The sequence below is a fragment of the Allochromatium warmingii genome, from assembly GCF_900107145.1.
GTDB lineage: Bacteria > Pseudomonadota > Gammaproteobacteria > Chromatiales > Chromatiaceae > Thermochromatium > Thermochromatium warmingii.
In genome coordinates this window covers 23,599-36,351 of the sequence record NZ_FNOW01000015.1, presented here as the reverse complement: position 1 = coordinate 36,351, position 12,753 = coordinate 23,599, and the positions used below count along the sequence as shown (strand labels likewise).

The 12,753-nt window shown below is 55.7% G+C and carries 5 protein-coding genes; 2 read left to right on the top strand and 3 right to left on the bottom strand.

The window, feature by feature from the left end; translation table 11 throughout:
• Positions 1–40: 40 nt before the first annotated feature.
• Positions 41–673: a high frequency lysogenization protein HflD gene (gene hflD, locus BLW10_RS06410; RefSeq protein ID WP_091333222.1), complete on the top strand. Its 633-nt coding sequence runs from the start codon at positions 41–43 to the stop codon at positions 671–673.
• Positions 674–810: 137 nt separating this feature from the next.
• Positions 811–3,474, top strand: a complete 2,664-nt coding sequence (gene acnA, locus BLW10_RS06405; RefSeq protein ID WP_091333221.1) for an aconitate hydratase AcnA — start codon at positions 811–813, stop codon at positions 3,472–3,474.
• 118 nt (positions 3,475–3,592) lie between these two features.
• On the opposite strand, the gene BLW10_RS06400 is transcribed toward acnA, so the two are convergent.
• From BLW10_RS06400 to BLW10_RS06390, 3 genes are all read right to left on the bottom strand, one after another.
• Positions 3,593–7,048 carry an ATP-binding protein gene (locus tag BLW10_RS06400; protein WP_091333219.1) on the bottom strand — a complete coding sequence of 1,152 codons (3,456 nt, stop codon included), beginning with the start codon at positions 7,046–7,048 and terminating at the stop codon, positions 3,593–3,595.
• 169 nt (positions 7,049–7,217) lie between these two features.
• Positions 7,218–9,296 (bottom strand): EAL domain-containing response regulator, encoded by a 2,079-nt coding sequence (locus BLW10_RS06395; protein WP_091333217.1) that lies wholly within the window; start codon positions 9,294–9,296, stop codon positions 7,218–7,220.
• The gene (locus BLW10_RS06390) at positions 9,293–12,742 is read right to left on the bottom strand and encodes a transporter substrate-binding domain-containing protein (RefSeq protein WP_177169005.1); all 3,450 of its coding nucleotides are present in this window, start codon (positions 12,740–12,742) and stop codon (positions 9,293–9,295) included. The genes BLW10_RS06395 and BLW10_RS06390 overlap by 4 nt, the downstream gene beginning before the upstream one ends.
• Between the last annotated feature and the right edge of the window lie 11 nt (positions 12,743–12,753).

Here is a 12,753-nt window from a genome sequence, read left to right as displayed (position 1 = left end):
AAAAATGCGCAATTCTTATTGAAAATGTTCGAGAATCCTCATGTCGCATACCCATCTGGAGCGCACGCTGGCGCTGGCCGGTCTCTATCAAGCTTTGCACTGTGTCATCGAGATTGCCCGTCACGGGGCCGCTGAACCGCAGGCCATGCAGCCATCTGTGTATAGTTTATTGCAGGTTGATGCCGCAACCGTTGAATCCGTGTTCGGCGAACCCGGGGCGGTCGCGGGCGGTCTGCGCCAGCTTGTGAGCCAACTGACCGGCCAGCCGCAGCGCAATCTCGAACTCACCCGCTATGCACTGCAAGTGCTCAAGCTCGAACGTGCGCTGGTCAAGCGCCCCGATTTGCTGGACATTTTGAGTACGGGCATCTGCGCAACCGCATCTGTCTGTACACCTTTCGAGCTACGCGATCCAGCGGTCTGGACACATTTTGCTGAGTTATACAGCCGCACCCTCAGCCAGCTTAAACCTCGGCTGTTGATTCATGGCGACTCGCAGCATCTGCGCAACACGGCTAATCAACAGCGCATCCGCACGCTACTGCTTGCGGCGGTGCGTGCAGCGCGGTTGTGGCGTCAGGTCGGCGGCTCGCGCTGGCAGATGGTGTTTAACAATCAGGTGACATTGACCGCTGCGCAGCAGTATTTGGCGCAGTTAGATGCGTCACACTGACCCCATTGCTCGGCGCTGTCCGTGCTGTCGGTGACAGCGCCGCACCCGAAACGCTAAAATTACTTGTTTTGCCACCCCGCGCCGCCTCACCCGCTGCCAAGTTGCTGCTTATTGCTTGCCCGGATTCGGAGTCCTCAATGTCCAATAGTTTTAATGCTCAATCTACCCTGAATGTTGCCGGTCAGGATTATGAAATCTTCAAGCTCGATGCTGTGCCGAATAGTGCGCGGCTGCCGTATTCATTGAAGATTTTGCTCGAAAACCTATTACGCCATGAGGACGGCGTCACCGTCACCCGCGAAGATATTGACTATTTTAGTCACTGGAATCCGCAGGCCGAACCGGATAAAGAAATTCAATATCGTCCAGCACGGGTCTTGATGCAAGATTTTACTGGCGTGCCAGCCGTCGTCGATTTAGCAGCAATGCGCGATGCCATGCGCGAATTAGGTGGCGATCCCAGTCGCATCAATCCGCTGCAACCGGCGGAATTAGTCATCGATCATTCCGTACAGGTCGATTATTTCGGATCAGATCAGGCTTTTGCGAAAAATGCGGAATTAGAGTTCGAGCGCAATCAAGAGCGTTATAACTTTCTCAAATGGGGTCAGCAGGCATTCGACGGATTTAAAGTTGTGCCGCCTGATACCGGCATTGTTCATCAAATTAACGTCGAATATCTATCACGGGTTGTCTTTGCCAAATCACTCGCCGGTCACACGCAAGCCTATTTTGATACCTGTGTTGGCACCGATTCGCATACAACGATGGTCAATGGTATTGGCGTGCTTGGCTGGGGTGTTGGTGGTATTGAAGCTGAGGCTTCGATGCTCGGGCAACCCGTGTCGATGCTAGTACCAAAGGTCGTCGGTTTTAAGCTCACCGGCACACTGAATGCGGGTGTGACCGCGACCGATTTAGTGCTGACTATTGTCGAACAATTACGCAAACATGGTGTAGTTGGCAAATTCGTTGAATTTTACGGCCCGGCGCTTGCCAGCTTGCCGATGGGCGAGCGCAATACTATTGCGAACATGGGGCCAGAGTACGGCGCAACCTGCGGCTTGTTCCCCATTGATCAAGTCACGCTCGATTATCTGCGCCTGACCGGACGCGATGCCCAGCAGCTCGCGCTGGTTGAAGCCTATTGCAAAGCGCAGGGCGTCTGGCACACGGCGGATGCGCCCGAAGCCGCGTATTCCGAGACGTTGGAGCTAGATTTAGGCACGGTCGTGCCCTCGCTTGCGGGGCCAAAACGCCCGCAAGATCGTGTCGCCCTGCGTGATCTGGCCAGCCATTTTCCCGCCGCACTTGCCGCGCTCAAAGCCGAACGCCAATTGCCGAACAAGGGGCCAGCAACCGTGGTGCTCGACGGTCAAACCGTCGAAATCGGCGACGGTTCAATTGTGGTTGCGGCAATCACGTCCTGTACAAATACCTCAAATCCCAGCGTTTTAATTGGTGCGGGTTTAGTCGCGCAAAAAGCAGTCGCACGCGGATTAACAGCCGCGCCCTGGGTAAAAACCGCATTTGGCCCCGGCTCAATGGCTGTCACCCGTTATTTAGATCGCGCTGGATTAACTGAACCGCTCAAGGCGCTCGGCTTTCATAACGTTGGCTATGGTTGTACGGTTTGCATCGGCAATACTGGCCCATTACCAGAGCCTGTTTCGCAAGCGATTGCTGAACAGGATTTATGCGCCGTGTCAATTTTATCCGGCAATCGTAATTTTGAGGGGCGCGTCCATGCAGAAGTGCGGATGAATTATCTCGCCAGCCCACCGCTTGTAGTTGCCTATGCGATTGCTGGGCGCATTGATTTGGATCCATACCGCGATCCTTTGGCAGTGGATGCACAGGGTCAGCCGGTTTATTTACAAGACATTTGGCCAACACCGGACGAAATTAACGCCGTGATTGCAGAATGCGTCACGCCGGATGAATTTACCGCTGCCTATGCCAATGTTTTTGCCGGTGATGACCGCTGGCAATCTTTAGCAGCGGCCACCAGTCAAACCTATGATTGGCCAGCCGATTCAACCTATATTCAAGAACCACCCTATTTTAAGGGCATGAGTTTAGCCGTTGCGCCTGTGACCGACATCAGTGGCGCACGCTGTTTGGCACTGCTCGGTGATTCAATCACCACCGATCATATTTCGCCTGCTGGCTCAATTAAACCTAATTCGCCAGCCGGTCAATATCTGATATCACTTGGTGTTGAGCCAAAAGATTTTAATAGTCTTGGCTCACGGCGCGGCAATCACGAAGTGATGATGCGTGGCACCTTTGCCAATATTCGACTGCGTAATCTTATGGCTCCGGGTACCGAAGGCGGTGTCACGCTGCATCAACCTAGCGGCGATACCCTGTCGATTTATGAGGCCGCGATGCGTTATCAAGCTGAAAATACGCCAGTGATTGTGATTGCCGGCAAAGAATACGGCTCAGGTTCATCGCGTGATTGGGCCGCAAAAGGGCCGCGTTTACTCGGCGTGCGAGCGGTCATTGCTGAAAGCTACGAACGCATTCATCGCTCGAATTTAATCGGCATGGGTATTTTGCCGCTGCAATTCCTAAGCGGTGACACTCCCGCTGCGCTCGGTCTAAATGGCACTGAGATCTTTGATATTGTCGATTTAAATGGCGGTGAAGCCAAACAGGTGACGGTGCGGGTGACGGCTGCTGATGGATCCGTAAAGACCTTTATGGCGCGGGTGCGGATTGATACGCCGAATGAAGTCGATTATTACCGTCATGGCGGGATTTTGCAGTACGTACTGCGTAAGCTGGCGGCGTAATTGAGATAGAATCAATGGGATGATTCAGGATTAACAGCACTAGATTAAATTGCCTGCTCATCCCATTAACTTTCAAATCACCAACATTCGCGGACAGGCAATCCAAGGCGCATCTAAATCACGCACTCACCACACCAGGCGCACAGGTTTTCTCACGAAAAATCCGCCGCGCCTCTTCAAAACGATATTGCTCAATCAACTGACTAAACCGCTCAAACTCCACGCCATGACTTCCATTCACCTCAAACCACACCTGCAGTAACGCACGATTCTCCGCACAGACATCACGCAAGCGCGTATCCCCATGCTCCAACAGCGTCCCAACCAGCGCATACCGCTCACCGGCAACCGCTGGATCAACCTCCGCACACACAAGCGCATCAGCTACAGGTTCGGGATGCAAATGCCAGTGCTCCAAAAACTGCTGCACACCACCCAACACCCGCGTCAACTCATCCAGCATCGGCGGCACCAACACCGCCAAATCCTCACGCTCACCGGCTTCACACGCCTGTTCAACCCGCTCAGCCCACTGATGCAGCGCATCGGCTCCCAACGTCTTTGCCACACCTTTGAGCGTATGCGCCTGCAAACGCAACGCGGCTAAATCCTCACGCTCACAAGCTGCCCGCATCTCAACTACGCCCTGCTGCTGCAAACTAGCAAAACTCATCAACAGCCGGAAATACAACAACCCATTCCCACCGAGTCGGCTCAACCCCTTGCGCGGTTTAATGCCCGGCAAATTAATCGTATGCCAATCCAACTCCCCTTCAATCAACTGCAACCGCTCCTCAGTCCGCGTGCTGAGTGCTTCCGATGCTGGCGGATGAAACGGCTGCGGATGCGCTGGACGAATCCACTTCAATAACGTCTCCAACAAATTGCGCATATTGATCGGCTTACCAATATGATCGTTCATGCCAACCTGAAGACTACGCTGCCGATCTTTAAAAAACACACTCGCCGTCATCGCAATAATCGGCAACTCACTCGGCGCATACTGACTGCGAATCAAAGCCGTTGCTTCTAACCCATCCATCACTGGCATCTGCACATCCATCAATACACCATCGAATGGTTCTTCATTTAAAGCTTGCAACGCCTCCTCGCCATTGACAACCACGCGGGTCGCAATCCCAATCATTGCTAAAGCTTCCGTTGCGACCTGCTGATTAACAAGATTATCTTCAGCTAATAACAACCGCGCTCCAGATAAATGCTCGCGTGCTTCCAGCCGCTGAATCAGCACCTCCCAAGACGGATCATCAGAGCGGCGCATTATCGGCGCACGCTGATTGGATGCATCAAATAAATCCTGCAACGCATTAAATAGCGCCGATAAATGCAATGGTTTGAGCACATGTGTCGTATCACGCAAAGTTATTAAACGATCTAATTCACCTTGATCGTGTGCAAACACATTGACGACATACAGCGTTAACACCCGCCGCTGCGTCCGCGCCGAGCGGCGCTGCAATTCGGCCACCAAACGTGGCCCATCATGCAGCAACCAGGCTTCATCAAGCACGAGTAAACAGGTGTCCACTTCGGGCGCAAGCGCCTGCGCCCACTGCATTGCTACCGCGACTTCGCCAGTTTGTTCAGCCTCAAAACCGAGAATTGAGAGCAAATGCGTTGCCGTCGCCCGCACCAAATCGTGCTTAATCCACACCAGTGTTGGACAGCGCCACGCCGACGGCAGCAGCCAAGATGCCTGCTGCCCTGGCTCGGCACGACCGACCGGCACCTCGAAATAAAACAAACTGCCCTGCCCAGGCGCACTCTCAACGCCTAGCTCGCCATCCATTGCATCGAGCAGCCGTTTACAAATCGCCAATCCTAATCCGGTGCCTTCTGACACCCGCCAACCACCAGCGCGAATTTGCTGAAACGGCTGAAACATCATCTCGACCTGTTCGGGGGCAATGCCGATGCCGGTATCACGCACCGAGACGCAGAGTTTTAACCGCGCATCGGGTAATTCGCTATAGGTAATCCGAATTTCGATCTCACCTTGATGGGTGAATTTGATCGCATTACCGACTAAATTGACCAGAATCTGTTGCAAGCGGAACGGATCGCCGACTAATAAATCCGGTAATTCGGGGTCTTGATGAATCACGCATTCGAGATTTTTCGCATACGCCCGTTGCAAGGTTGCATTAAATAAATTCGCAATCACTTCGCCGATTGAAAACGGCACTTTTTCTAATTGCAAGCGCCCGGCTTCAATACGCGAAAAATCGAGAATATCGTTAATCGTCGATAACAACAGTTGTCCAGAACTGCGAATGGCTTCAACCCAATGTAATTGACGATCCGTTAGCGGTGAACTGCGGAGCAATTCGACCATGCTCAACACGCCATTGAGCGGCGTGCGAATTTCATGGCTCATGCTGGCTAAAAAGGCGCTTTTTAGGGCGCTGGCCTGTTCTGCTGCTTCTTTAGCGTGGCGTAGCTCGCGGGCGATTTTGCGATCCGTGACATCGCGGATCATTAACATCGCCTCGCCTGCGGTGAGTGGAAACACATGACAATCGAGCCAATGCGTTTGCCCGCCGCGCATCAGCGTAAATTCATCGAGATGCAAACTACCGCCCTGTGCTAATACCGTTTGCAGCGCAGTGTACACATGCGGCGATTCGCGGACGGCGATGACTTCATGCAGCCAGTGTACGGAACGCTCGCGCAAATCGAGCAGCGGAAGCTGTCGGCACGGCTCATTGATGGCCTCGATGCGAAAGCCCACGTGCTGGTGCGAGAGCACGATGCCGGCGCTAATCATGTTTTCAAATAGTCCACGATAGCGGATTTCACTGCGTTTAATTTCGCCCTTGAGCCGTAACAGCGCATCGAGCGTGCGGGCCAGATAGCGCAATTCCGGCGCACAGGCCCGCAATCGCAGTGCCAGACGCGGAGCGCGTTCGCCTTGCAAATCCGCTCGCAAAATATTGATCGGGCGAATCACATGCGCATGAACCAGCCAGATCAGGCTTGCCGCCAGCGCCAGCAACAGCAGCGTCATCACCGCCAGCAACCAGAGCGTGTGCCGCGCAATCCCTGACTGGAGCGGGCCGCTGTCCCAAACCAGCGCGACGGTGAGCGCCGGATCGGTGATGGTACGGTGCAGTTCTAGCGGGTGTGGGTGGCCGGTCAAGGGCGTTAGGCGCTGCCAGGCAGCGAGCGTCGAACCAGTGGCGCTGTCGTGAAGCGTCAGCCGTAACAGATTCGTATCGCGTGTTCCGACTTCCGCCAGCAGCCGCGTCAGCGTAGCGTGATCGCCGCGCTGCACAGCCTCGCGGCTCATAGCAGCGATCAGATTCAGCATTTCGTGGAAAAACTGTTGCTGTTCGCTCAACTGGCGGGCGCGTTCGACCTGAAACAACAGCGAGCCGCTCAAAAGCACGGAGAGTGTGACAATCATCAGTGTTGCAACGAACAACTGACGCGCCAAGCGCCAGCGACTCATGCCGACCAAGCGGTCAGCGAGCGTGTAACCGCGCATTAACCAAGTGAGTAAGTGCGAACGGAGCGCAAGCAGCAAGCGGCAGGATAAATCGGCGATGGACATGATGCAGCACTGACAGAAGCGCCGATAACGGCAACTGCGTTAGTGTAGAGCGGCTCGTTTACTGAAGCGTGAAGCTGCTGCCATCAACAATTAGCCGACAAGCACAGCCTACAAATAGGGCGTGGTGGGCGATGTGGGGTGAGAGGGGCTGTGTAACTGTTACGCAGCCTCAAGACGCATGTGCCTTTAGAAACGCCTCGAACTCACCGACCGGCAGCGGACGCGAAAACAAATAGCCCTGTCCATAGGCGCAGTCGAGATCGCACAGCAACTGTCTTTGCACTGCGTTTTCGATCCCCTCGGCCACGACCTGCAAGTCCAGCTCCTGACACATGGCTAGGATCGCCCGAATCAGGGCACGGTCGCGTTCCTGTTCAACCATATCGCGCACAAATGTCCGATCGACCTTGACCGCATCTAGCGGGAAGTTTTTAAGATAAGACAGGGACGAATAGCCTGTCCCGAAATCATCCAGATAGATACGAAAGCCCAACGCACGCACCTCGCGCAACCAATCGGTGACGGCTTCCAGATCGGTCGCGAACACGCTTTCTGTGACTTCTAGCACCAGCGCCGCTGGTTCCAGCCCCAGATCCCGCGTCACCTTCAGCAACCAATTCGGTGCCACACCGTCGGGGATCTGGCGCGTCGAGATATTGACCGAGGCATAGAGCGACCACCCCTGACGCCGCCAGTGTGCGAGTTGACGACAGGCCGTTTCAATCACCCAGTTGCCCAGATCGCGGATCAAACCGGAGGACTCAGCGATGGGAATGAAAATATCCGGGCGGATGAATCCCTGTTCGGAATGGTGCCAGCGCAGTAGACACTCAAACCCTAACGGCTGACCGTTTTGCAGATTGACGATTGGTTGATAATGCAGACTCACTTCCTGCCGTATCAGACCTTGTTTTAGATCGCGCTCTAAACGATGACGTGCGATGAGTTCACGTCCCATCGCGTCGGTGAAGAAACAGATCTGCCGACCGCCCTGTTCTTTGGCCCGCGACAGGGCGATAGTCGCATTACGTAGGATGACTTCGACATCATCCCCGTCATCGGGAAACACGGCGAGACCGATGCTGACGCCAATGTCAAGATTTCCGCTCGGAAGCTCGAAGGGTTGGGTCAAACGCTCCAGCACGCGGCTCGCTAGGCGCTCGGTTGCAGTGGTTTCGACCTGATCGACGAGCACGACTACGAACTCATCGCCGCCGATGCGGGCGGCAGTGTCAATGTCGCGGATCTCGGCCATGAGCCGTTGGGCAATCTGCTGCAACAACAGATCGCCCGTGTTGTAGCCGAAAGTTTCATTGACCTGTTTAAAACGGTCTAGGCCAATGCACAACAAACTCAGCCGATGTCCCTGATGCCTGTGCCCCTTGAACGCCAGATCCAGCCGTTCCAGCAACAGCGAACGATTGGCCAGCCCGGTCAGGGCGTCATAATTGCCGTGCTGACGGATTTCCTGTTCGGTCAAATGTCGCCGTGCAACATTGCTGAACTGGGCCACATAGCCGGTGATCTCGCCTTCATCGTTGCGGATCGTGGTGATCATGTCCCATTGCGGATGGATAGAGCCATCTTTGTAGCGGTTCCAGACCTCACCTTCCCAATAGCCTAGGTTCAGCAGCGTATACCAGAAGTGCGAATAGAACTCGGGCGGATGATGATCGGACTTCAGGAGGCGAGGTGTCTGACCGATGGCCTCTTCGGGCGTATAGCCGGTGATGCGGGTGAAGGCGGGATTGACGCGCTGAATGACTCCGTTTGCATCAGTGAGAATAATGCCCTCATTGCTGACCTCAAACAGGGCAGCCGCCTCTTGTAACTGGGCATTCTGGGCGCGTAACGCCTGTTGCAGCGCACTGAGGCGCAGATGCGTTGTGACGCGGGCCAGCACCTCATCGACCTGAAAAGGCTTGCTGATATAGTCCACCCCACCGGCGGCAAAGGCACGTACCTTATCTTCCGCATCACGCAGGGCACTGATAAACATCACCGGCACGTCACGGGTGCGCGGATCGGCTTTCAGCTTGGCGCAGACGGCATAGCCGTCGAGTCCGGGCATCATAATGTCGAGCAGAACCAGATCCGGAACTTCCGCCTGAATCGCCCGCAGGGCCAGTTCGCCGCTGGGCAGCGGACGGACTTCGTAGCCCTCGGCGGAGAGCATCCGCTTGAGAACGTTCAGGTTCTCTAGTTTATCATCGACGATAAGGATACTGGCGGACGGCTTGGTGCTCACGATGCCTCATCTCGTTGCTGGTTAAGGATCCAGTCCAGAACACGCGGATAGTCATACTGTTCGATCCAGTGGCACAGCGACGCACTCAGTTCTGGATGATCGTCGGCTATCGACTCTAACAGCGCGAGTGCTTGATCTGGTTTGGCACGAATTATGGTCTGTTCCAAATCTGCAAGCCATGCCTGTGGTAACAACGTTTGGAGTGCCGGAATCCGTGTTCTGCCTTCTGTGGCATTGGGCACGGCGGCGAATGACGGTCGGGATTGGCTGACAGGTTGATATCGCCACAGCAACGGCAACTGGGTTTCAAAGATTTGAAACAACTGCTGCCAGTCCACCGGCTTGCTAATAAAATCACAACAGCCCGCTTCTAAGCAGGCGAGCCGGTCGTCGGCAAAAGCGCAGGCCGTGAGCGCAACGATCCGCCGGTTTGTCTGGCGCTGACGGTCAAGCATCATCCGTGTGGCTGCCAGTCCATCCAAGTTTGGCATCACGATATCCATGATAATCAAGTCAAAGGTGTGCGCCAGCGTCAAGCGCAACGCTTGCTGGCCATCCTCGGCTAGGGTGACGCTGAATCCCAGCAGCGTCAACTGCTGTTCGAGTAATTGGCGATCCAGTGGCGCATCATCGACGACCAGTATGCACAACGGCTCCTGACGTGCATCGGTGCGCCGATAGCCGCTCGGCATCTCGCACTCATCAGAACGCCCATCGGGTTCACTAACAGCCGGTTCAAGTTCCGGTGCTGGCACTGTGAGTGTGAAGCAACTGCCCTGTCCCGCGTCGCTTTTCAGATCAATGTGTCCGCCCATCTTGGTCGCAAGCAGGCGACTGATGGCCAATCCTAATCCCGTGCCCTGTTGTTGGTAGCGATTGGCTCCGGTCTGACTGAACGGCTCGAACACGGCTTCGTGCATGGCGGCGGGGATTCCGATACCCGTGTCGCTGACCTGAACGATCAAAGTGCCGACCTGATACGCGACCTCTAGCCGCACCGCGCCGCGCTCGGTGAATTTCACGGCATTCCCCAGCAGATTGAGACCGATCTGGCGCAGACGCTGGGCATCGACCGCCACGCTCGTCGGCAGGCTCTGCGTGCGAACTTGGAAGGCGATCCCTTTTTCCGCCGCACGTAGCCGAAAGGGTTCGCACAGGTCGCTCAGGAAATCCTGCAACCGACAGGGGGCGGGCACGCAGTCGAGCCGTCCGGCCTCAATTTTGGCCAGATCTAGGACATCGTTGATGAGCGTCAGGAGATGATCGCCGCTACGTTGGATGACATCGAGGCTCTGACGTTGCTCGCTGCTGAGCGTCGTCTCGCGCCGGAGCAACTGGGCATAGCCGAGCACAGCATTCAGCGGGGTGCGCAGTTCATGGCTCATATTGGCCAGAAAGGTGCTTTTGGCCTGATTGGCGCGTTCGGCAGCGTCTTTGGCAAGCCGCAGCGCTTCCTCGGCCAGTTTGCGGGCGGTGATGTCACGCACGACGACGGTGGTGCCAATACACTGGCCGGTGGCGTCATAACGCGCCGACACGCTGGCGCTCGACCAGCGTTCTCCATCGGGCATGGAGACGGCATATTCGAACTGCGGTGCCTGTCGGCTCTGGATCGCGTCCTGAATCGCTGTGTTCAATTGTTCGTAGATCGCCGACGGCAGTACCTCACGACCGGGCTTGCCCAAGAACTGTTCGGGCGGCACTAGCAGACGCCGCACGTCGCGATAATAGGCGTCGATGAACCGCTGTTCGGGATCGAGCACGAACACCAGATCGTCCATTGAGGCTAGGATCGAGCGCAGGCGTTCACTGGTGTCCTGCAACTGTTGCTCGGCGCGTTTGCGCTGACTAATCTGACGTTGCAGCAGATGATTCCAATACAGCACCAGCGCGACGACGACGCATGCCACGCCGACAACCCGCCACAGTAGTCCGTAGTCGATTTCGCGCTCGGTGATGACATCGCGCAACATCCATTTCTTGTGGATCTCCAGACGTTCTTCCGGCGTGAGCGCGGCAATGGCGCGATTGAGCAATGGCACCAGACGCGCTTGGTCACGATGCACCATGATTTGCAGTTTGAAGGTGACATCGGTGATGCCAGCCAGATGGATCGCGTTGTCCTCGCGGGCCGCAATCTGATATTGCAGCACCGGCAGAATATCGACGGCGGCGAAGGCTTGACCGGTTGCAACAGCATCGAGCGCCGCGTGCGTATCTGGCACCTGGAGAAACTCAATGTTGGGATAGCGTTCCTTGAGCAGGTGATAGGCATTGTAGTCCTGACCCACAGCGACTACCTGGCCCTGGAGCGTTGCGGCATCGGTGATAAAGCCGGTATCCCGCCGCCGAGCAATGGCGACCGGATATTGCTCATAGCTGTCGGTGAACACAGCATAGGCATCACGGGCGCTGACGTGACTGGCTGTCGGATGGATGTCTACCTCGCCCTGTTGCATGGCCCGCAGGATCTCAATGAACGGACGAGGCGTCAGTCGGGTTTCCTGAAGTCCCAGTTTATTTTGCAGCAGCGACCAGTAATCTTCACTGATTCCGACCACTTGGCCATCGCTGCCGAGAAAATTGAACGGCGGCCAACCTCGGGCCGGCGTGCGTCGGAAGACCGTCGTATCAAGATAGGCGCGTTCGGATGCTGAAATGTCTAACCCGGAGCGTTCTGCTACCGTGTGCGTACCTAACCACTTCTGGTTGATCCGCTGCCGCTCCCAAGCTGGAATGTGAGCGAGCGCCTGGTCAAGAATCCCGACCAGCAGCGGCCAGTCCTTGCGAATCGACATCAGGATCGGATGCCGACTCGACTCGATGAAGCCGGAAATTTCAAAACCAAGGAGACTGTTCTGCTTGCGCCACCATTCCAAATCGACAGCGCCGATCAAGACATCAACCTGGTCTTCCAGCAAGGCTTTCGCCATGTCTTCATTGGTCTCGAATGCCGAGACTGTCACATCGGGCACGGATGCGAGGAGCTGTTCGACGATCTTCATGCCGGTCAGATAGCCGACCCGCTTGCCGACCAGATCGGCTAGTTTTTGGACGGGTGCTGAACCGTGCCGGACATAGAGATGAAAATAGCCGTGATAAAAGGGTTGGGTATAGAGGAAATAGCGGTTCCAAGTGGCATTGGGTGCAGATGACGCCAGACCGTCGATCTCGCCGCGTATCGCCTTATCGGTCACCGCGCTCCAATCGGTCTCGACATGCAGTTCGAGGCGATCGCCCAACTGACGGTTGAGCTGCTCGAAATAATCCACGATCAGACCGGAACGACTGCCGTCGGGATTGAGGATGACATCGGGCTGGAACTGGCTGCTGATGCCGAGCACAATCTTGGGATGTTGGTCGAACCAGACGCGCTCTGCGGGCGTCAGGTCGATGGTCGGTTCGGCAGCGGCGGTCGCACAGACCCAGAAGAGTGCTATCAGCAACGGATAGATCG